The sequence below is a fragment of the Thioalkalivibrio sp. ALJ21 genome, from assembly GCF_000378605.1.
GTDB lineage: Bacteria > Pseudomonadota > Gammaproteobacteria > Ectothiorhodospirales > Ectothiorhodospiraceae > Thioalkalivibrio.
Map to the genome: position 1 here is coordinate 168,432 of NZ_KB905155.1, position 19,705 is coordinate 188,136.

Below are 19,705 nucleotides of genomic sequence, written 5' to 3' on the forward strand. Positions count from 1 at the left end.
GAGAAGGAGCCCGAACATGAAAAGACCACAACACTTTTTCAAGGGTGTTGCATGCGTTGCCGGCCTGCTACTGGCGGGACCCGCGCTGGCCCAGGATGCAGATTCCGCGTCTGACAAGCCGGGCGCCATGCACGCGCCCACCATCCCCGGTCCTTATGGCTACCCGGGAATGCACGGTCAGGGTGGACATCCTGGCGGGCCGGGCATGATGCACCGAGAAGCGGTCCCGGGGCCATATGGCCCAGGCCCCCGGGGGGCTGGCCATAGAGGCATGATGTACGGGCCCATGGGCCCGGGCCCCCATGGGCCCGGGCATGGTTACGGGCCTGGTTACGGCTACGGGTACGGACACGGGCACGGCTATGGTCCCGGTTACGGCCAGCGGCCTTATCACGGTCCCTATCACGGAGGGCCGATGCAGTACGGCATGCCGTACGGCCCCGGCGGGAAGGAGCGCATGCGCGACTTTGAACCGGACTTCGATCCCGAGGACCGCGAGGCGATGCGCGAGCACATGCGCGAACGCCAGGCCGAGCACGAAAAAATGCGCGAGGCACACCGCCAGGCCGCGGAGCGTGCGCGCGAGGTCTATCGCGAGGAAATGCGCCGTCACCGCGAGGCCATGCAAGAGCAGCAAACCGACGCCAACGGATCCTGAATCCTGGCGCGACCTACGGGGGCCGGATGTTCGTCCGGCCCCGAATTCACGCAGTCAGCTCCGACGGAGGTTTCGTCATGAGCCAGTCACGCAGTCTTCTCAAGGCCGGGGTCTTTGGAGCCCTGATGGCCATCCCCTTTACCGTTTCCGCACAGTACGCTCCTGGCGACAATTCCGGTCTTGCGCCTTATTCCGGGCCTTCCGGTCTGGGTGAACGCCCCGCCTTTGAGAGCGAACGGGGCCACGGTCTGGATCAAGTCCAGGCACCAGGTGGCGGTCCGGGTGGCGACCCGGGTGGCCCGGCTGGCGGCGCCCCTCCGGGTGGCGCGCCGGGGGGGCCCCCAGGCGGAGCGCCTCCGGGCGGTACCCCGGGCGGTGCACCGCCGCCTGGGCAGGGCGAACCCCCGCAGCAACGAGACCCGCAACAACGCGATGTAGAGCCGGGCGAGCCCCCGGGCGCGCGTGATCCCCAAGGTCGCGACCCGCAGGGCGCTCCGCCGGGACAAGGGCCGCAGGGTCAGCCGCCTCAGGGCCAGCCGCCGCAAGGGCAACCGCCCCAGGGCCAGCCACCTCAGGGTCAGCCACCTCAGGGGCAACCGCCCCAGGGCCAGCCGCCGGGTGGTCAGGATATGCCCCCTCGTGATGCCGAACCCCCGGGTGGGACCAGCGGGGATGGCCCCGGCGATCCTCCCCCGACCGAGGGTGGTATGGGTGACGAACCGTCCTTTGACGACGACACCGACCTGACCCCGGAGATGAACGATTGACCGTTCCGGGCGAATAACGCGCGGTGCGGACCGTCTGCTACAGAGGATGTAGGATTGAACTGGAAGGTAAACCGAAAGGTGATGCATGGATAACGCAGACAAGCCGCGCAGTTTTATCAACCGCTACTTCATCGTGATCGTGATCGTGCTCTGGTTCATCGCCTGGTCGGCACGTGACGTGCTGGCCCCGAGTGCCGAGGCGATCCCCGAGGACGAGGCGGCCGAGCAGGCCGACGCAGTGCCGGCCGACGATGCCGATGCGCAGGACGAGGCCGCCGCGGAGGATGAAGCCGCGGAAGACGATGTCCGCCCTGGGCCTGCCCGTGACCTGGATGACGAGGGGGATCCCGATCCCATGACCGGGGCCGCGCATGATCAGCCCTACGCTCAGGAAGACGCGGAGGATGAGGCGGCTGCTGACCTGGCTGCCGAGCGCGAGCCCGCGTTCGAAGGTGATGCAGCGGTCGAGGCGGACGCGGAGCGCGCCGCGCAGTTTGCCCAGGCGGCTCTGCAGGCTGGGCGTGATGCCTATTGGCGTGCGGGACCCCGCGCGGCGGTGGGCGTGCTGCGCGAGGGTCTGGAGGCGCTGCCGAAGGATTCGGTGCAACGTGCGGATCTGTATGGCGAACTCGGCAACGCGTTGTTTGCCATGCGCGATTTCGAGGCCGCAATGGATGCCTGGGAGGGTGCCCTCAAGGTGCTGCCCGAGAGCGAGCGTCTGCGCATGATCGAGCGCCTCGCCCCGGTTTACGACCGTCATCATGAGGAGGGTGCGGCGCACCTGGATGAGTATCGATAGAAGAACGCGAACCAGTACGCGTTTCTTTGACGTTTTCGAGCCTTTGTGAGGCAAACGCTGGATCGCCGGCGTTTGCCGGGGTCGTAACCCATATTGCGGGCCACACAGGCGTGGGCGCAGTGGGTATGATGAATGGAGCCAATTCACATCGCGGAGGCATCCGGGCACCGAGGAGCTGTGTCTTCCGGATGGCCACCGCTGCAACGGAGTCCGCATGTTTAATCGTCCTGGTCGCCGCGTGCGCAAGCAGCTCAAGCTGCTGAGCGATCGCCTCGCCGAAGAAAATCCGGTCCTCAAGGGGGTCGTCGATCCCTTCCGCGAACTGGACCGGGTCGGCTACGCCTCCGGGCTGCTGAATCCGCAGGACGACTCCTACGCCTTCACCATCTCCTGGTGGCCGATGATCGCGGTACTGGGGACGTTCTCCTCGGGCAAATCCACGTTTATCAACGAATACGTCGGCACCACCGTTCAGCGCAGTGGGTCGCAGGCGGTGGACGACAAGTTCACGGTCATCAGCTACGGTGGCAGCGAGCGGGTGCAGGAGTTGCCGGGACTGGCACTGGACGGCGATCCGCGCTTCCCGTTCTACCGCGTATCCGACGAGATCGAGCGCATCACCGATGGCGGTGGTCGCACGGTGGACCATTTTCTGGCGATGAAGACCGCCAACTCCGAGCGCCTGCGCGGGCGTATCCTGATCGACTCGCCCGGGTTCGATGCCGACGAGCAGCGTGCCACGATCCTGCAGCTGACCGACCACATCATCGATCTGTCCGACCTGGTGGTCGTCTTCTTCGATGCGCGGCACCCGGAACCGGGCGCGATGCGCGACACGCTGGAGCACCTGGTCAATCGCGTCGCCGAGCGCAACGATTTCAACAAACTGGTTTTCGTGCTCAACCAGATCGATACCACCTGGCGCGAGGACAACCTGGAGGAGGTCGTCTCCGCCTGGCAACGCGCGGTCGTGCGTCAGGGGAATGCCACCGGCCGTTTCTACTGCATGTTCAACGAGAGCGCCGGGGTCGAGATCGGCGACGAGCAGGTGCGCGAACGCTACGAGGAAAAGTCGCAGCGCGACCGCGCGGAGATCCACGAGAAGATCCAGGAGATCAGCTCGTCACGCTCGTACCGCATCCTCGGGTCGCTGCAGGCGATCGCCGAATCCATCGAAATGGATGCGTTGCCCGCCCTGCGTCGGGCCCTGGAACGATGGCGCCGCCGGGTATTGCAAGTCGATGCGGCGATGTTCGCGGTGATTGCCGTGATCCTGGGCGTGATCGGCCACAACACGGCGGGCGGGTTTGGCCCGTGGTTTGATGGCTCGGCCTGGTCGTCCATGGGGGATCACCCGATCTGGACGTCCGCCGGCATCATCGGTTTGGTCCTCGTACTGGCCGGGCTCCACTTCTTCAACCGCCGCTGGGTCGCGCGGCGTATCGCGCGCACGCTGCCGACCGAATCTGCCGCCGGTAACTGGCGGGCGGCGTTTGAAAAAAACACGCGCCCGTGGCGATTGATGCTGGGGCGTGCCCCGCTGGGCCTGGGACGGCGCAAGGTTGGCCGCCTGCATGCGCTGCGTGACCGCGCCGAGGCGTATATCCAGCGTCTGAATAACCAGTTTGTGGATGCCCGGCCGGTGTCGCGCACAGGTGGGCGGGCCTCGGCCGCCGATGTGCATCGCTCGGCAGAACAGGCACAATCGGGTACTGTGTCGGAGTCGACCGGTGATGCCGTACAGCAGGCACCGGCCGTCGAGACGCCAGGGGATGCAACCGCGGAGCGCCCCGAAGCGCGTTAGGGAAACGCCGAGCGGCGTTCCCCTGGTTAGTCCGCGATGCATGGTTTCCTCGTCGGGGGGCGAGGGCCATGACGGAGTATCACCATGACGGTTATCGCCTGGATGCTCTTTGCGCTGGCCATGATTCTGGTCCCGATCTCGGTCTGGGCCAGCCTGGCAGCGCTTGGGGTGTGTGCGGGGTGTGCATTGATCCGGGACTGGCGCAAGGGGCGTCTGGCTTCCAGATAGGCGGACCGGATAACCGATGCTTTAGCGAGATCCAAGTATCGAGGTCGCACGGGGTGACCTCGGTCCACAGGGGGTGGGTTACGCGCAGGGGGCTGTGGCGAATCCATCCTCCACCACCAAGGAGGAGTGAATGAGCGATACCAAGAAGTTGGCCATCATTGCGACCAAGGGCAGTCTGGACTGGGGCTATCCCCCGTTCATCCTGGCCTCGACCGCGGCCGCGCTCGGTTATGAAGTCGAAGTGTTCTTCACCTTTTACGGGCTGCAGCTGCTGCGCAAGAAGATGGACCTGCAGGTCACTTCACTGGGCAACCCGGGGATGCCCATGCCCATGCCGATGCCGGTCATGCTGCAGGCCCTTCCGGGCATGCAGAAGATGATGACCATGATGATGAAGAACAAGATGAAGGCGAAGGGCGTCTCCGATCTCGCGGAGCTGCGCGAGCTTTGCCAGGAGGCCGAGGTGCGCATGATCGCCTGCCAGATGACCGTGGACCTGTTCGATATGGACACCAGCGAGTTCATTGATGGCATCGAGTATGCTGGCGCGGCCGCGTTCTTCGAGTTCGCCGGCGAGTCCGATATCTGCCTGTTCATCTAGTCCGGCAGAAGTCCTGGGCGGCTCGTCCGCCCGTTACGGCCCCGAGGCGTATGCCCGGGGCCGTTTTCGTTCTGGCGGGCCGAAATCCTGCCGGTCTGGAACTTCCAGTGGCTCCGAGGGGACCACGTGAGTATGTTCCAAACGTAGCCACCGCATGTCGAACCCCCCGAATCAGCGTTCGCGCCGTTCATTCCTCCAGTGGATGGCGGGCTCGGCCATCGCCGCCGGTACCGGCTGGCCGCTGGCAGGCGCGAGCGGCGACGAGCGCGAGCCGCACAGGAAGCCGATTCCCTCCTCGGGCGAGGAGATCCCGGTGATCGGTATGGGCACCTGGATTACCTTCAACGTCGCGGATGACCCCGACGCCCTCGCACTGCGCACTGAGATTGTCGATACCTTCTTCCGCCACGGTGGTGGAATGATCGATTCCTCGCCGATGTACGGGCGCGCGGAGGCGGTAGTGGGGCACTGCCTGCAGGAGCTGGGCCACCCCGAAGGCCTGATTTCGGCGACCAAGATCTGGACGGGCAGTACCCGTACCGGGCGCAACCAGCATGCGAAGTCGCTGGACCTGTGGGGCGTGGGCACCCTGGATGTGCAGCAGGTACACAACCTGCAGAACTGGGAGGCGCATCTGGAGACGATGCGCGAGAAGCGCGAGGCGGGCGAGATCCGCTATATCGGAGTGACGACCTCCCACGGGCGCCGCCACGACCAGCTGGAGCGCATCCTGGAACGCGAGGATCTGGACTTCGTACAGCTCACCTACAACATCCTCGACCGCGAGGCAGAAGAACGCCTGCTGCCGCTGGCCCGAGAACGCGAGGCGGCGGTCATCGCCAACCGCCCGTTCCGCCGCAAGGAGCTGATCAACCGCTTCGAGAACGAACCACTGCCCGACTGGGCGGGGGAGATCGACTGCGAGAACTGGCCGCAGCTCCTGCTGAAGTTCATCGTCTCGCACCCGGATATCACTTGTGCGATCCCGGCGACCTCGGTCGTGGAACACATGCGGGAGAACATGGGTGCCCTCTACGGTCCGATGCCGGATGACGACATGCGCCAGCGCATGATCGAATACGTCGAAGCACTTTAAGTCTCTAAAGTTTACCGGGAGTGCGGATGCTGCCATTTGCCGCCGAAACCCTGCTGTCGATCTTCGGGCAATACAATCGCGCCATCTGGCCGCTGCACGCGGTCGCGGTGTTAATGGTGCTCGTTACACTGGTGCTGGCCCTGGTGGGCGGCCGAGGGGGCGGGCGTGTTGTGGGCCTTTTGCTCGGTGTGCTGTGGATCTGGATCGGCGTCGTGTTCATCGGGGGCGCGCTGGCCGAATTCCACTTCTGGGCGACTCGTCTGGCGGGCGTGTTCGTCGCACAGGGCCTGATGCTCCTGTTCGCCCTCACGCTGCTGGGACGTCATGGCTTTGGCTGGCCGGGCGGTGTGGCCGGCCTTGTCGCGATCGTGGTGATGGCCTATGCCATGGTCGGTCATGCCCTGCTGGAGGTCCTGCTCCTGGGGGTGTCCTGGACCCAGGCGCAGTACGTGGGCGTGACGCCGGGACCCACCATGCTGTTCACTCTCGGCATCCTGCTGCTGGCCCAGCCGCGCCCGTCGCTGATCCTGGCGATCATTCCCTTCCTCTGGGCTCTGGTGACCGCCTACATCGCCTGGGAACTGCGCATCTGGCTGGAATATTTACCGGCCGCGCTGGGCGTGATCGCTTTCGTACTGCTGCTTGTTCGGCGGTTTCACTCGAGCGAGAGACAGTTGTTCCGCTCCGACGGATAGTGCGTTTTTGGCGTCCGGTCGCGGTCCCGTTAGGCTTGCCATTTTCCCCAGACAGAGGAGACCGTCATGTCTATCGAAGTGATCCATCGGCCGGAGCAGGACCATCTGGAGCGCCTCGGCGTATTCGACTGGCCGGTGTGGGAGAAGGAGGTCTCGACCTTCCCCTGGCACTACGACGAGCGCGAGGTCTGCTACATCCTGGAAGGCCAGGTGACGGTCACCCCGGACGGTGGTGGCGAGCCGGTGACGGTCGGCGAGGGCGACCTGGTGACCTTCCCCGAGGGCATGGGCTGCACCTGGGAGATCCACCGCGACATCCGCAAGCACTACCGCTTCGGCTGAGTTTCTTTACCGGGCGAGCCACTGGGTGTCGAGGGCGGTGTTGAAGGTCTCCTCGACGCGACGGAGGTAGTAGAGCATGTCGACCGGCAGGTTGATGCCGTCGTGCATCTGCAGGGGGTAGAGGTCGGCGGCGATCACGCAGTCGGCGATGGAAGGGTGGCCGAGATAGAAGCGACTGGCGGCCAGGTGTTTCGCCAATTCCGGCAGCCGGCTCAGCTTCGCCAGCTGGTTGTAGCCGTCGTAGCGGTCGTTGGCGAGTTCTTCCAGCGACAGGCCGAAGCGGTGCTGCACCTGCGCCTTGTAGTCGGCCAGGGCCTCGGCGCTCTCGCCGATTCCGTGAAAGCCCGGCGCCAGCGGGGCATACAGTCGATCGAGCACCACATCGACCTTGCCGCGCCATTCCATCAGGGCTTGCCAGGCATCCTCGGGGATCACGCCTTCCGACAGGGGTTCGCCGGTCGGAAACAGGTGGTCGATATCGCGCAGCGCCGTGAGCGTGTCGGTGACGAGGGTGCCGTCATCGGTCTGCAGGATCGGCGACTGGCGGGCCACGCCCAGTTCGAAGAAGGTCTCGTCGTCGAACCAGTCCAGCGCGACGGTTTCCAGCTCCACACCCTTGTAGCCACAGGCCAGGCGCAGCCGGTCGGCCTTTGCATCGTGCGGGAAGTGGTAGAGCGTGGCCACGCGGCTACTTTCCGCGCTGGGCGTGACTCAGGATGAAGTCCCACTGCTCCTGGGTGATCGGCATGACCGACAGGCGGTTGCCGCGGCGCACCAGCGGGCAGTCCTCGAGCTGCGGCTGCTGCTTCAGCCAGTCGAGGGTGATGATGTCGCCGAATTTTTCCTCGAAGGCGACGTCCACCCGCAGCCAGCGCGGATTGTCCGGGTCACTCTTCGGATCGTAGTGCGGATCCTCGGGGTCGAAGGCGCAGGAGTCCGGGTAGGCCTCCTTCTCGATGCGCAGGATGCCGACAATGCCCGGTGGCTTGGCGTTGGAGTGGTAGAAGAAGGCCAGATCCCCCTTCTTCATCTCGTCGCGCATCATGTTGCGCACCTGGTAGTTGCGGATGCCGTCCCAGGGCTCCACGCCCACGCGTTCCAGGTCGTCGATGCTGAACTCGTCGGGCTCGGATTTCATCAGCCAGTAGGCCATGCGGGCTCCTCGTGCCGGGTCGGGCGTGTGGGTCAGGTGTGCGTATTGTGCCGCGCGCGGCGGGGGAGCGCATGCCACCCGGCCTCGGTGACCACACCGTCCAGTGGGACATCCCATGGCTGGCTGGGGAGCGCCTCGACCCCCTGCAGGGCATGGGCCACGCCGATCAGCTTGGGTCGGCGGATGCCGAAGCGGCGGCGGGCGAAGTAGCGGTCGTAGTAGCCCGCGCCCATCCCCATGCGGTTGCCGGCGTGGTCGAACGCGACCAGCGGCAGTAGTACCACCTGCATCTCGCGGCGCCAGATGCGCGGCGCATCGGGACAGGGCTCGGCAATGCCGAAGCCGTTGTGGCAAAGCGGCGCGTCCGGCTCCCAGGCATGAAAATGCATGCGTCCGGGGCGTTTTGCATCCATCACCGGCAGGGCAATGCGGGTGCCGCGTCGGGCCAGGGCCACGGTGAGGGGGGTCAGGTCCACCTCGCCGCGCAGGCCCCGGTAGGCGCCGATGCAATGCGGCTGCCAGCGCTGGAACCAGCGCAGCAGGTGATCGCAGATCAGGGCGGAATGAAGCTCGAGCCGCTCGTCGGACAGCGCGGCGCGTTCGCGGCGCAGGCGCAGCCGCAGCTGGCGCAGTTCGTCAGGCGTGAAGGAGGTCTCGTCCCTGGACATACGATCCGCAAAATAATGAGGTGGACGCGCCCCGCGGGCGCCGGAGTGACCATCGACCTTGAACCAACGGTTCAGGTGGGAGAAGCCTCCGAATCTTAAGGCTTTCCGCTCGAAGACGGACATGCGCAACGAAACGGAAGTGCTCGGTCCCGTGGTGAAGAATTAAGGCTCAAGGGTACCACCAGGCCACTTTCGCACGCCGCAGCGACGCGTCCGGCACCATTATGAACCAATCCCCCGGGGGCGTGCGCAACCATGATCACATCAGGGTTGCACGATCCAGTCACAGCCAAATCCGGCCGCGCGGGAGACTCGCCGGTTTGGATGGGTTTTAGCAATCACGCTCGGGTGACGTAGGATTCGCGTTTTCCGGATGGATGCGAGCGGGCGGTGCGCGATCGAGTACCGGCCTTCTCCGGACTGTGCAGAGGAGATCTATGGAATCGCCGCAGAAACTGATCCCGGGATACGCCAACGCCAAGGCGACGCGCCGGTATGCGGAGCACTACATCGCCGAGGGCAAGGCCGCCGAGGGCCACTACAGCGAGTTCTCGCGCGCCAAGATGCGCCTGTCCAGCCTGGGCATTGGCACCTTCGGCGGCGCCGCCACGGCCGAGGTGGATGCCGCGATCTCCGCGATCGTCGCCCGCGGGCTGACCGAGGGTATCAATGTTGTCGACACCGGTGCCCACTACCGCTACGGGCGTTCGCTGGCGGCCGTAGGCGCAGGCGTGCGCACGGCCCTGGAGGCCGGGGTCCCGCGCGAGGCGATGTTCCTGATCTCCAAGGGTGGATTCCTGACGCTGCGCGGCGGGCCACCGGAGGACATGGACGCCTGGTTCCAGCGGGAGATCGTGTCCCAGGGCATGGGCACTCGGGACGATCTGGCCAAGGGCGCGCACCTGCTGACGCCGGAATACATCCACTATCAGATGGAGCTGTCGCGCTCGCTGATGGGGGTCGAGACGCTGGATGCCTTCGTCATCGACCAGCCCGAGGTCCATATCCACGAGATCGGCAAAGAGCCGACCAACCGTAAGCTGGAGCCGGTGTTCGAGATGCTGGAGCGCGCGGCGCGGGACAAGAAGATCCGTGCCTATGGAATCTCCACGTTCGAGGGCTTCCGTGAGGAGACCGACGCCGCCGTGTTCCAGTCGCTGACCTCCATGCAGGGACTGGCCGAACGTGCGGCCCAGACCGTGACCGGCGATGACCACGCCCGGCACCACTTCAAGATCGGGATGCTCCCGTTCAACCAGGTGATGCTGGAAGGCTTTACCCGCTTCAACACCGCGACCGGGCAGGGCAATGTGGCCAGCCCGCTGCAGGCCGCACACCAGCTGGAGGTGTACATGTTCGCCTCCCACTCCATGTTGAAGGGACACCTCGCCCAGCAGTCGGTGGAGGTGGTCGAGCAGCAGCTGGCGAACCTGGCCAACCCGGCGCAGCGCGCGATGCAGTTCAACCGCTCCACGCCGGGGTTGGGCACCTCCCTGGTGGGCATGAGCACGCCGGAGCACCTGGACGACATGCTGGCGGTGATGCGCGAACCGCTGCTGGAGAAAAAGGCCTACCTCGGGATGTTCAAGAAGGCCGAGGAGTAAGCCGGAGTCTGGTCTTCCCCTTGTGGGAGCGTGCTTGCACGCGAAGCCCCTGCCAAAGCCGGATGCAGGCAGGGGCTTCGCCGGCAAGCCGGCTCCCACACACAGGGTCCCGGGCTCCGGCTGCAATAGCGAATTCATGCACAAGGGTATGTCATGCAGGTTGATCTGAAGGCCCTCGAATTCCCCGCGATCCAGCGTTTGCTGGAGCGCCTGACCGCGACACCCTACGGTGCGGACGCCGCGCGCGGGCTGGAGCCGGCACCGAATCTGGATGCCGCGCGCGCACTACAGACCGCGGTGACGGTCGCGCGTCAGCGTCTGGATGCTGGCACCCTGCCGCGTCTGGGGCAGCTGCCGGATGTGCGCGCGGCGCTGCGCCAGGCGTCCAACCCCGGGGCCGCGCTGCCGGTGCAGGCCCTGCACAACCTCCAGACAATCATGCGTCAGGCCCGCGAGCTGGCGGATCAACTGGCGGACACTCCCGAGATCTATCCGGCGGACCTGAACAAGCTGTATCCGCCGGAGGCGCTGGAAGAGCGCCTGTCGGCGTGCCTGAACCCCGGCGGGTCGCTGCGCGAGGACGCGAGCCCCGCGCTGGTCGAGGCCTTCGAGCAGCGCGGACGCCTGCGCGACGAGGTCGAGGCAGTGGTGAAAAAGCGTCTGGCGGCCTCCGATGTTGCGCAAAAGGGCGAGGACGCGCTGAAGGTGCAGTGGCACCAGGAGCGCGCGGTGATGGTGCTGCGTGGCGAGGCGGCCAACGCGGTCAAGGGCGTGCGTCGCGGCACCGCGATGGGCGGGCGCGACCAGATCGTCGAGCCGATCGAGGCGGTACCGCTGAACAATCAGCTGGATACGGTCAATAGCCAGATCAACACCGAGCAGCAGCGCCTGTTGCGCGAGCTGACGGACGTGGTGCGCCAGTATGGAGAGCCGCTGGAACTGATGCTGACCGCGTTGACCTGGATCGACCTGGCATCCGCCGCCGCGCAGCTATCCGCACAGATGAATGCCCATGCCCCGCGGCTGGAGGCGGAGGCCGGGGTGGAACTGATCGAGGCCTACCACCCGCTGCTGCTGTTGCAGTTTGCCGAGGGCAACGGGCCGCAGCCGGTGCCGCTGTCGATTCGGCTGGATGGCGAGCAGCCGCTGTTGCTGATTACCGGGCCGAACACCGGCGGCAAGACGGTCGCGCTGAAGACGCTCGGGTTGCTGGTCACCATGGCCTGGTGCGGGCTGCATATCCCGGCCGAGCAGGATTGCCGCATCGGGCGCTTCGACCAGGTGATGGTCGATGTCGGCGACAACCAGAGCCTGTTCCACCACCTGTCGACGTTTGCCGGGCATGTGGAGGTCCTGAAGCGCATCCTCGACCATGCCGGGCCGGAGAGCCTGATCCTGCTGGACGAGCTGGGTACGGGCACCGACCCGGACGAGGGCGCGGCGCTGGCAATGGCGATGCTGGACGAACTGCGTGCGCGCGGCACGCGCGGGATTGTGAACACGCACCTCGCGCCCCTGAAGGACTACGCCGCCCAGCATGGGGGCATCGTGAACGCCTCGATGCAGTTCGATGCCGAGACGCTGTCCCCGACCTACCGGTTGCTGATCGGCGAGCCGGGCGTCTCGTTCGGCCTTACGATTGCCGAGAAGAACGGGCTGCCGGCCCAGCTGGTTGCCCGCGCGCGCGAGCATTTCGCCGAACTCCCCACCGCCCAGGCCGGGGGCGATACCGGCAAGGCCTGAGCCCCGAGCGAGGCGTTACCACATGAGGTCGTCGGGGACGACGTAGTCCTTGTACGGGTCGTCGGGATCGGGCTCGGAACTGCCGCTTTCCTCGGCCGGGATAACCAGCGGCCATTCGGCATCACGCTCGCGGATCTTGTCCGCGATGTCGCGCGGGATTACACGGAAACCCTTGCTCGGGTGCAGCTCCAGGCCGGCCAGCGCCGCGCGGCCGTCGACCAGGCGCTTGCGGGTGTCCTCGGTCACCGGCAGGTGGCGGACCTGCCCGTCGAACTGGAAGTGGTAGTCGATGGCGGCGTCGCCGGTGGGGATCGGGGCCAGGTGCTGGTTCACCAGTTCGCGAATCTGCGCTCGGCGCGCGCGGCGTTCGGCCTTTTCCTGTCGTTCTTGGTTCTTCTCCCGCGAGCGCTGGGCCTGCTCGGCCTGGCGGGCCGCGGCGGCGCTGGCCTCGGCGTCGGCGGGCTTGCCCTTTTTCTTTTTCGGTTGAGTCTTCTGGGCCTTGTGCTTCTGGCTCTTGGCCTTGCGCACCTGTTTTTCGTCCACCAGCCCGGCCTTCAGGAGCTGGTTGCGCAGATCGTCCGACATGCCACTTGCCTGTAGAAAATGTGCCGGGAGGATATCCCGAACACCGGCTATGTGCAGCCGGCTTGTGTGAGTTCGGGTATTCCGTCCCGGATCTCGGCCACCGGCAGGGCCGGGAACAGAAGCCGCAGACGCCGCGTGAGATCGGGGGGTGCAGCGGGATTGCCCAGCGTCCGGGCGTGCTGACACAGCCGCATCGCAGCCGTGCGCTCGCAGGCGATCTCCAGCCCTTTCACGGCGTCGTACAGCGCTTGACGTTGTCGCTCATCGGGACCGTTGGGCTTGAGTCGGCGGCGCAGGGCGCGCACGCGCGAGGTGGTTCGCGCGCGCCAGCTCGCGGTGGCCTGCATCAGCGCCTCCCAGTCGTGTGTGTGTACGCCCCCTGGGTACCACAGGGCGAACAGGGCGAGGATGACGTCGACGTCATGGCGGTCCTGCCAGTGCAGCAGGCGTTCCCGGCCAGGTGCACTGGCCCAGGTCCGCAGCGCGAAATCCCAGAAGCTGTCGAAGTCGTGTGGCCGGGCGGCCTCAGGCACTGCTGGCGGCGGGCGTCAAGGTCACGCCGGCGGTACTGCGCAGGCTCGCCGGTTCGAGGATCTCGAGATCCCGGGTGTGCAGGCTGATCACGCCCTGGTTACGCAGCTGTGTGAACAGGCGGCTAATGGTCTCCTGGGTCAGCCCCAGGTGGTTCGCGATGTCGGCGCGCGACATCGGGAGGTAGAAGCGCTCGGGAGACAGGCCCCGTGCACGATGCCGCTCGGACAGGGTGACGAGGAACGTGGCCAGTCGCTGCTCCGCCGTGCGCTGCCCGAGCAGGGCATGCAGGCTTTCGTCCTGAGCCAGCCCCTGGCTCATCACGTTCATCATGTGCTGGCGGAATGTCGGAAGCCTGCCGGCGAGGTCGTCCACATGGGTGTACGGCACCGCGCAGACACTGGTGGACTCCAGGGCGACGGCGCTGACCGGATGTTTCCTGGAGTGGATTGCATCCAGCCCCAGGAGATCGCCGGCGAGGGCGAAGCCGGTGATCTGCTCGGTACCGTCGTCACCGATCAGAACGGTCTTTAACGCCCCGGTGCGCACGGCAAACAGAGTGTCGAAGCGCTCGCCCATGCCGAACAGCAACGCCCCCTTTTCGATCGGACGGCGTTGCTGAACGATCTCGTCGAGTTGCCAGAGTTCGTTTTGTGGCAGCCCCATCGGCAGGCAGAGCTGGCGCAGGGTGCAGTGTTCGCAGGCTTGGGTCGGGCGCAGTGTCATGTGCTCAGGTTAGCGGTTTTGCCGTCGGTGAGGGAAGGCTTGTGCTTCCCTCGATGGAGGTTGCCCGTATGAGGAATTCCGTTATTGTGAGTGTGGAACCTTTTGGGGTGGCAGGGATCAGCCAATTCAGAGGCTTGCGACGAAGCGAGTGCGATATTTAGACTCTGTTTAATATAGCAGAGGATTCGCAGGGGAAGGGACGCAATGATCGAACGGATGCTGAACGAATACATGCGCCATGGCACGCTGATCCTGCGCGAGCCGGACGGCAGTGAGCGCCGTTTCGGGCAGGGGGCACCCGAGATTACGCTGCAGGTTCATGATCGGGCGGCTCTGAAGCGTATCGCGCGCGACCCCGGATTCCAGCTAGGCGAGACCTACATGGACGGGCTCTGGTCGCCGGGACCCGAGGGCATCCGGGTCTTTCTGGACGTGGCCATGCGCAACTTTGCGCCCAGGTTCCAGCGCCGAGTGCATCCGCTGGTGTGCATGTTTCGTGCGATCCTCGAGCAGGGCAACCGCATCGCGCGCAGCTACCAGAACATCTCGCATCATTACGACGTGGACGAGTGGCTGTTCCGCCGTTTTCTCGACGAGGGCATGTTCTACAGCTGCGCCTATTTCGAGCGACCGGACATGACCCTGGAGGAGGCCCAGCAGGCCAAGTGCGCGATGTTGCGCAAGAAGCTGGTGCTGGAGCCCGGCCAGCGGGTGCTGGATATCGGCTGCGGCTGGGGCGGGCTGGCCTTTCACCTGGCCGAGAACGCCGATGTCCAGGTGGACGGAATTACCCTGTCGCGGGAGCAGCTGCGAGTGGCCCAGGCGGAGGCGAAGCGCCGCGGCCTGGACGATCGCGTGCGCTTTTTCTATCAGGACTACCGCGAACACGACGACCAGTACGACCGGGTCGTCAGTGTCGGCATGTTCGAGCATGTCGGTGTGCCCAATTACGGCACCTTCTTCCAGCGCGTGAACGATCTGCTCAAGGACGATGGCGTGGCGGTCCTGCACACGATTGGCCGCCAGGGGCCTCCGGGCACCACCAACCCCTGGCTGAGCAAGTACATCTTCCCTGGCGGTTACACCCCGGCACTGTCCGAGGTGATGGAGGCACTGGAGCCGACTCCGCTGCATACCACCGATATCGAGTTCTGGAGGCTGCACTATGCGGAGACGCTCGCCGAGTGGTATCGGCGATTCCAGAACATCCGCGCCGAGGCGGTGGAACATTTCGATGAGCGCTTCTGCCGCATGTGGGAGTTCTATCTGGCCAGTTGTGAGGCGACCTTCCGCTGGTGGCGTCAGGTGGTCTTCCATATTCAGGTGGCCAAGCAGCAGGATGCCGTGCCGCTGACCCGCGACTATCTGTATGCCGACGAGGTGCCCGAGGTGGTTTCGACGCCGCCGGGGGAGGCGGCAGCCCAGGGCCGCAGTGCCGCGTAGGGATCGCGGACTACTTCCTGGTTTTCTGAGTATTTTTTCCTGACCGGGCACCCGCAACCTCTCTGTTTTCCCTACACTTCACGGAAACGCTGAAGGGGCAGGGACGACGGGTGTTTGGCAGGTTTCGCAAGCGGCAACAGCGGCAGGAGGCCCCCCAGGCCGCCAGTCCGAGCCAGGACCATGTACTGATCGAGGCCGCCGGACGCAGCCGGATCACCGAGGTCGCGGCGACTGCGCGCAAGGTGCCCTGGTCGCTGAACATGCTGCAGCTGTTGTGGGCGGCCGGCCCGGTGACCTTCCTCGCGATGCAGGGGGGCTACTTCCTGGGCTTTGGCCACGCCGCCCCGGCCCAGAATTTCATCTTCTTTGCGGTCTACACGCTGCTGTTCGGGGTGATTGGCCTGCTGGCGCGATTCATTGCCGATGCCACGCGGGGCAAGCGGCAGGAGCGCTCGCGCGATCAGCTGCGCAATACGATCGACCTGTTGCCGGACCTGCTGTTCGTGACGCGCGATTTGGCGATGGCCGAGATGGCACCGGACATGCGTCGGCGCAAGGCCGCAGAAGTCCTGCTGCACGAGGTGGATATCTCTCCGGAAGGCGTCGCGGTCGCGGTGCGCGAAATGACGGGCGATACCAGCCTCGCGGCGGCGGCCGAGCAGATCGAGATCTACCGCCGACTGGGGCTGCGCTCGCGCGTGGCGGACTTGGTGGACGCCACGGCGGATGCGCGTCTGGCCGCGCTGGAAAAGCTGCACCACGACGCCTCCGAGCTGGCGGACCCGCTGCGCGACCGGCTGCAGGGCGTCGCGCCGACGCGCGAGGATGGCGTCCGGCGAATCGATCAGTTCCTGGACCGCCTGTTTTCGGCCGCCGACTCGGACGACCTGTCGCGCTGCACCCTGGATGATGCGCAGGCGATGTTCGTGCTGGCCTTCGAGATGGTCAACGGGCGGCAGATCCGGCGGCTGAGTTTCGAATGGTCAGGTGGCTGGCGGCTGGGGCATGCGCTGGACCGGCTCGAGTATCAGGGCAACCGCTTCCGTGTCGCCCAGGCCGGCGTGGTCAGTCGCCTGCGCTCGCTCGCGATGTTGCTGGCACAAAGCCCGGCCAGTGGGCTGGATCCACAGGTCCTGCGTTCGCCGACCCTGGGGATCGGGCGCGAGGTGCTGGATGCACTTTCCCGGCTGGAACAGTCCCGCCCCCCCGTGACCTCGCCGGAGGGCCGCTTGCTGGGGCGGGCGCTGCGTCAGGTCGAAGATCTGCGTGCGGCACGGGACCACCTCATGCAGGCCCAGAGCCGCTATACCGCCGCGGTCGAGCGCTGGGAGGCACTGCGACGCCGGGAGGTCGAGAAGAAGGGGCAGCAAAGCTGGTTCAAGCGCAGCGCGCGCGGTATCCGGGTGAGCGAGGAGGTGATCGAACTCACGGATGACCAGAAACTGCGCCTGGCCGACCGGTTCTGTGAGTACCTGTCCGAGCTCGGCATCCGGCGTGAAGGCGACCTGTTCTACTTTGGCGGACACCTGCTGGATGCGGACACCGCCAAGCGCATCGGCATCCAGCTCGCACTGATTCTCGAGCCTCTGGTCGACCTGACCAACCCGAGTATCCAGCGTGCGATCTATGCAAATCCGGCCGCCTATCTCGGGGGGCTGTACGTCGGCATGAATGCGGATGCCAAGGCGGGCCTGGGCTCGGCCATGGTGCGCATGGTGCGCCAGGATCTCGGACGTATGGCGGAGTGGCTGGCGCTGCGCCTGACACGCATCTACCACCTGCCCCTGTCCGACTCCATGCGTGATTTCCTGGTACAGCAATATGGTGCCAATCAGGAGCGCTTGGAGATGCTGGCCGCGCACCCGGTGGAGGAGGGCGCGCAGACGGCACCGGTGGCTTTGCGTGCCGAGCGTTCGCCGGAATTCGACGCCATGCTGCAGGACAAGTCCTGGGGTCGGCTGCTCAAGCGCGGTGTGCGTTATGTGCAGGCCGAGGCCCAGCGATCCTGAGGCTGCGCGTTTCCGGGGCTGGTAATTTCTTGACCAACTGTGTAGGCTTTCGTGCGTTTTCTGGTGCCCGCTGGCGTGTCGCGTCGGGGGGGTAAACGGGAAGTTCGGTGAGCCCGCCAAAGGTATCTGGATGCCTGCGGACGAATCCGACGCTGCCCCCGCAACGGTAATCGAGCGAGAGGCCATGATGGCCTCTGATGGTCGCGGCACACGCCACTGAACGGAATCGTTCGGGAAGGCGCCGCACCGGAACGCTCGTCAGCCCGGAGACCGGCCAGGGAATGATCGCGCGGCATGCGGCGGGCATGCGAGGCGGATGATCAGGCCTGGTCGCATAGCGGCTGTGCCGTGTCCCCCTCGTGTCTGTTTCCCCTGTCTGCGTGATCCCGACGAATCAACGGCGTGCGGGCGGCTCGCCGGGAGACACGGACGACATGAAACGCACAGCACTTTCCACGGCCATCCTGCTGGCCACCACCCCGGTTATCGCCGAGACACCGGACACCGATTCCGAAGCACACACCCTCGATGTGGTCCAGGTCACGGCCGCGCGGGTCGCGCAGACCGTCGACGAGGCCCTGTCCTCGGTCACCGTGATTGACCGCGAAGAGATCGAGCGCCTGCAGCCGCAGCAGTTCACCGACCTGCTGGAGGGCCGCGCCGGGATCGAGACCTCCCAGAATAGTGCCTTTGGCAAGACCACCTCGGTCTACACGCGCGGCACCAGTTCCGACCACACCCTGCTCCTGATCGACGGCGTGCGCATGGGCTCGGCCACCAGTGGCGGGGCAAGCTGGCAGTTCCTGCCACCGGAGGAGATCGAGCGCGTCGAAGTGGTGCGCGGACCGCGTACCAGCATCTACGGCTCCGACGCCATTGGTGGCGTGGTGCAGGTCTTTACCCGCGAGGGCCAGAAGGGGCCGCCCAGGGTCAACGCATTTGTCGGGGGCGGCAGCTTCAACACCTGGGAAACGGGTGTGGGAGTGGCCGGCGGAACCGAGAACACGAACTACAGTTTCTCGCTCAGCCACTTCGAGACCGACGGCATCAATGTGCAGGATGACGTGGGCGACGATGACCGTGACGGCTACGACAACACCTCGCTTGCGACCAAGGTGACCCATCGTCTTGATAACGGTGCCGAGGTCTTCGGGAATGTCTTGTACTCCGAAGGCTCGACCGAATTCGATACTGATTCCCAGTTCTCGCCGGACGCCGCCGATTTTGTGCACGCGGCCTTGCGGGCTGGCCTTCGCATTCCGGTTACACGGCAGTGGGAGACTGAACTGTCCGTCGGCCACAGCCGTGACGAGTCGGAGAATTTTCTTGATGGAGAATTCTTTTCCCAGTTCGATACGCGTCGCGACATGTTGGACTGGCGCAACGATATCGACATCGGGGATCGGGTTTTTCTGACCACCGGTATTGACGCCTACGAGGACCGCGTGGAGAGCGACACCGACTACGATGAGGACTCGCGCCACAACGTTGGCGCTTACTCCGTGGTGCAGGTGGACCTCGGCCGCCACGATCTCGAAGGCAGCCTGCGCTATGACGACAACGAGCAGTTCGGGAACGAAACGACTGGCCAGGTTGCGTGGGGTATGCAAGCCACTGAAGCGGTGCGGTTGCGTGCGTCCTATGGCACTGCGTTCAAGGCGCCCACTTTCAACGATCTCTATTTCCCGGGGTTCGGGAATTCCGATCTCGAACCAGAGACATCGCGCACCTTCGAACTCGGTGCCCGTTATAGCAGTGGCCCGTATTATGCGGATGCGGCGGTGTTTCGCACCGAGCTGGATCAGATGATCAGCTATGATCCGATTGCCTTCCAGGCTGAGAATATCGACGAGGCGCGGATCCATGGGGTCGAACTTGAAGGGGGCTATGCGACCGCCCGGTGGGTGTCCCGTGCCTCGTTGACGTTGCTGGATGCCGAGGATCGTGAAACAGGCAACGAGCTCCAGAGGCGTTCACCCGTGACGGCCCGTGTGGATCTCGATCGGAAGTTTCAGCGCTTCTCAATGGGCGGTTCGGTGATTGCGAAGAGCCGCTCGTATAACGACGCCAATAATGACGAGCGCCTTTCCGGCTACGGCTTGCTGAATCTGCGTGCGAGCTATCAGATCGCGCCGGAATGGCAGATTCAGGTGACGGTCAATAACGTGTTCGACAAGGACTACGAGACCGCCAGAGGGTACAACCAGCCGGGTCGGGCCGCTTTCGTCAAGCTGCGCTACCAGCAGAGGTGAT

The 19,705-nt window shown here is 65.3% G+C and carries 20 protein-coding genes, 1 other RNA gene and 1 riboswitch; of the genes, 13 read left to right on the plus strand and 8 right to left on the minus strand.

Going from position 1 to position 19,705, the window contains the following annotated elements; genetic code table 11:
- Positions 1-415 precede the first annotated feature (415 nt).
- Complete coding sequence (locus F579_RS0100785; protein ID WP_019024706.1) at positions 416-658, plus strand: hypothetical protein; 243 nt, start codon at positions 416-418, stop codon at positions 656-658.
- Positions 659-744: 86 nt separating this feature from the next.
- Here the strand turns inward: F579_RS0100785 and F579_RS15485 are convergent, their stop codons facing one another.
- Positions 745-1,512: a hypothetical protein gene (locus tag F579_RS15485; RefSeq protein ID WP_019024705.1), complete on the minus strand. Its 768-nt coding sequence runs from the start codon at positions 1,510-1,512 to the stop codon at positions 745-747.
- Here F579_RS15485 and F579_RS0100795 point away from each other — a divergent pair.
- The 7 genes from F579_RS0100795 (at position 1,511) to F579_RS0100825 (ending at position 6,990) form a co-directional block, all read left to right on the plus strand.
- Positions 1,511-2,224 carry a hypothetical protein gene (locus F579_RS0100795; RefSeq protein WP_019024704.1) on the plus strand — a complete coding sequence of 238 codons (714 nt, stop codon included), beginning with the start codon at positions 1,511-1,513 and terminating at the stop codon, positions 2,222-2,224. The genes F579_RS15485 and F579_RS0100795 overlap by 2 nt on opposite strands.
- Positions 2,225-2,438: 214 nt before the next feature.
- Positions 2,439-4,028 carry a dynamin family protein gene (locus F579_RS0100800; RefSeq protein WP_019024703.1) on the plus strand — a complete coding sequence of 530 codons (1,590 nt, stop codon included), beginning with the start codon at positions 2,439-2,441 and terminating at the stop codon, positions 4,026-4,028.
- 84 nt (positions 4,029-4,112) lie between these two features.
- Positions 4,113-4,256, plus strand: a complete 144-nt coding sequence (locus F579_RS15325) for a hypothetical protein (protein ID WP_019024702.1) — start codon at positions 4,113-4,115, stop codon at positions 4,254-4,256.
- Positions 4,257-4,386: 130 nt separating this feature from the next.
- Entirely contained in the window at positions 4,387-4,857 is a 471-nt protein-coding gene (locus F579_RS0100810) for a DsrE/DsrF/DrsH-like family protein (RefSeq protein ID WP_012982189.1), read from the plus strand.
- Between the two features lie 202 nt (positions 4,858-5,059).
- Positions 5,060-5,953 (plus strand): aldo/keto reductase, encoded by an 894-nt coding sequence (locus F579_RS0100815; RefSeq protein ID WP_019024701.1) that lies wholly within the window; start codon positions 5,060-5,062, stop codon positions 5,951-5,953.
- Between the two features lie 26 nt (positions 5,954-5,979).
- A complete protein-coding gene (locus F579_RS0100820; protein ID WP_019024700.1) occupies positions 5,980-6,648 on the plus strand; it encodes a DUF6064 family protein in 669 nt (222 codons plus the stop codon).
- A gap of 66 nt (positions 6,649-6,714) precedes the next feature.
- A complete protein-coding gene (locus tag F579_RS0100825) occupies positions 6,715-6,990 on the plus strand; it encodes a cupin domain-containing protein (protein ID WP_019024699.1) in 276 nt (91 codons plus the stop codon).
- 6 nt (positions 6,991-6,996) lie between these two features.
- On the opposite strand, the gene F579_RS0100830 is transcribed toward F579_RS0100825, so the two are convergent.
- The 4 genes from F579_RS0100830 to ssrS form a co-directional block, all read right to left on the minus strand.
- Positions 6,997-7,674, minus strand: a complete 678-nt coding sequence (locus tag F579_RS0100830) for a glutathione S-transferase family protein (RefSeq protein WP_019024698.1) — start codon at positions 7,672-7,674, stop codon at positions 6,997-6,999.
- A gap of 4 nt (positions 7,675-7,678) precedes the next feature.
- The gene (locus tag F579_RS0100835; protein WP_018876953.1) at positions 7,679-8,143 is read right to left on the minus strand and encodes an EVE domain-containing protein; all 465 of its coding nucleotides are present in this window, start codon (positions 8,141-8,143) and stop codon (positions 7,679-7,681) included.
- A 32-nt stretch (positions 8,144-8,175) separates the two neighbouring features.
- Complete coding sequence (locus F579_RS0100840; protein ID WP_019024697.1) at positions 8,176-8,811, minus strand: 5-formyltetrahydrofolate cyclo-ligase; 636 nt, start codon at positions 8,809-8,811, stop codon at positions 8,176-8,178.
- A gap of 25 nt (positions 8,812-8,836) precedes the next feature.
- A non-coding RNA gene (ssrS, locus tag F579_RS14770) (6S RNA) lies at positions 8,837-9,022 on the minus strand.
- A gap of 226 nt (positions 9,023-9,248) precedes the next feature.
- Between ssrS and F579_RS0100845 the strand changes: the two genes are divergently transcribed.
- On the plus strand, positions 9,249-10,415 hold the full coding sequence (locus F579_RS0100845) for an aldo/keto reductase (protein WP_019024696.1): 1,167 nt from the start codon (positions 9,249-9,251) through the stop codon (positions 10,413-10,415).
- 153 nt (positions 10,416-10,568) lie between these two features.
- Entirely contained in the window at positions 10,569-12,158 is a 1,590-nt protein-coding gene (locus F579_RS0100850; RefSeq protein ID WP_019024695.1) for a DNA mismatch repair protein MutS, read from the plus strand.
- 15 nt (positions 12,159-12,173) lie between these two features.
- Here the strand turns inward: F579_RS0100850 and F579_RS0100855 are convergent, their stop codons facing one another.
- From F579_RS0100855 to fnr, 3 genes are read right to left on the minus strand one after another with little or no spacing between them, the layout of a single operon-like run.
- On the minus strand, positions 12,174-12,743 hold the full coding sequence (locus tag F579_RS0100855) for a DUF2058 domain-containing protein (protein ID WP_019024694.1): 570 nt from the start codon (positions 12,741-12,743) through the stop codon (positions 12,174-12,176).
- Positions 12,744-12,790: 47 nt separating this feature from the next.
- Positions 12,791-13,276 (minus strand): TIGR02444 family protein, encoded by a 486-nt coding sequence (locus tag F579_RS0100860; protein ID WP_019024693.1) that lies wholly within the window; start codon positions 13,274-13,276, stop codon positions 12,791-12,793.
- Positions 13,269-14,000, minus strand: a complete 732-nt coding sequence (fnr, locus tag F579_RS0100865; RefSeq protein WP_019024692.1) for a fumarate/nitrate reduction transcriptional regulator Fnr — start codon at positions 13,998-14,000, stop codon at positions 13,269-13,271. The genes F579_RS0100860 and fnr overlap by 8 nt, the downstream gene beginning before the upstream one ends.
- A 204-nt stretch (positions 14,001-14,204) precedes the next feature.
- Between fnr and F579_RS0100870 the strand changes: the two genes are divergently transcribed.
- From F579_RS0100870 to F579_RS0100880, 3 genes are all read left to right on the plus strand, one after another.
- Entirely contained in the window at positions 14,205-15,443 is a 1,239-nt protein-coding gene (locus F579_RS0100870; protein WP_019024691.1) for a cyclopropane-fatty-acyl-phospholipid synthase family protein, read from the plus strand.
- 110 nt (positions 15,444-15,553) lie between these two features.
- Positions 15,554-17,452, plus strand: coding sequence for a hypothetical protein (locus F579_RS0100875; protein WP_019024690.1), 1,899 nt, complete (start codon positions 15,554-15,556; stop codon positions 17,450-17,452).
- A gap of 44 nt (positions 17,453-17,496) precedes the next feature.
- Positions 17,497-17,746, plus strand: a riboswitch (cobalamin riboswitch).
- A gap of 140 nt (positions 17,747-17,886) precedes the next feature.
- Positions 17,887-19,704, plus strand: a complete 1,818-nt coding sequence (locus F579_RS0100880; protein ID WP_019024689.1) for a TonB-dependent receptor domain-containing protein — start codon at positions 17,887-17,889, stop codon at positions 19,702-19,704.
- Position 19,705 lies beyond the last annotated feature (1 nt).

Excerpts from the sequence above, each read along its gene's own strand:
- F579_RS0100785 (WP_019024706.1), top strand. The coding sequence starts at position 416 with ATGCAGTACGGCATGCCGTACGGCCCCGGCGGGAAGGAGCGCATGCGC.
- F579_RS0100795 (WP_019024704.1), top strand. The coding sequence starts at position 1,511 with ATGGATAACGCAGACAAGCCGCGCAGTTTTATCAACCGCTACTTCATC.
- F579_RS15485 (WP_019024705.1), bottom strand. The coding sequence starts at position 1,512 with ATGCATCACCTTTCGGTTTACCTTCCAGTTCAATCCTACATCCTCTGT.
- F579_RS0100800 (WP_019024703.1), top strand. The coding sequence starts at position 2,439 with ATGTTTAATCGTCCTGGTCGCCGCGTGCGCAAGCAGCTCAAGCTGCTG.
- F579_RS15325 (WP_019024702.1), top strand. The coding sequence starts at position 4,113 with ATGACGGTTATCGCCTGGATGCTCTTTGCGCTGGCCATGATTCTGGTC.
- F579_RS0100810 (WP_012982189.1), top strand. The coding sequence starts at position 4,387 with ATGAGCGATACCAAGAAGTTGGCCATCATTGCGACCAAGGGCAGTCTG.
- F579_RS0100815 (WP_019024701.1), top strand. The coding sequence starts at position 5,060 with ATGGCGGGCTCGGCCATCGCCGCCGGTACCGGCTGGCCGCTGGCAGGC.
- F579_RS0100820 (WP_019024700.1), top strand. The coding sequence starts at position 5,980 with ATGCTGCCATTTGCCGCCGAAACCCTGCTGTCGATCTTCGGGCAATAC.
- F579_RS0100825 (WP_019024699.1), top strand. The coding sequence starts at position 6,715 with ATGTCTATCGAAGTGATCCATCGGCCGGAGCAGGACCATCTGGAGCGC.
- F579_RS0100835 (WP_018876953.1), bottom strand. The coding sequence starts at position 8,143 with ATGGCCTACTGGCTGATGAAATCCGAGCCCGACGAGTTCAGCATCGAC.
- F579_RS0100840 (WP_019024697.1), bottom strand. The coding sequence starts at position 8,811 with ATGTCCAGGGACGAGACCTCCTTCACGCCTGACGAACTGCGCCAGCTG.
- F579_RS0100845 (WP_019024696.1), top strand. The coding sequence starts at position 9,249 with ATGGAATCGCCGCAGAAACTGATCCCGGGATACGCCAACGCCAAGGCG.
- F579_RS0100850 (WP_019024695.1), top strand. The coding sequence starts at position 10,569 with ATGCAGGTTGATCTGAAGGCCCTCGAATTCCCCGCGATCCAGCGTTTG.
- F579_RS0100855 (WP_019024694.1), bottom strand. The coding sequence starts at position 12,743 with ATGTCGGACGATCTGCGCAACCAGCTCCTGAAGGCCGGGCTGGTGGAC.
- fnr (WP_019024692.1), bottom strand. The coding sequence starts at position 14,000 with ATGACACTGCGCCCGACCCAAGCCTGCGAACACTGCACCCTGCGCCAG.
- F579_RS0100870 (WP_019024691.1), top strand. The coding sequence starts at position 14,205 with ATGATCGAACGGATGCTGAACGAATACATGCGCCATGGCACGCTGATC.
- F579_RS0100880 (WP_019024689.1), top strand. The coding sequence starts at position 17,887 with ATGAAACGCACAGCACTTTCCACGGCCATCCTGCTGGCCACCACCCCG.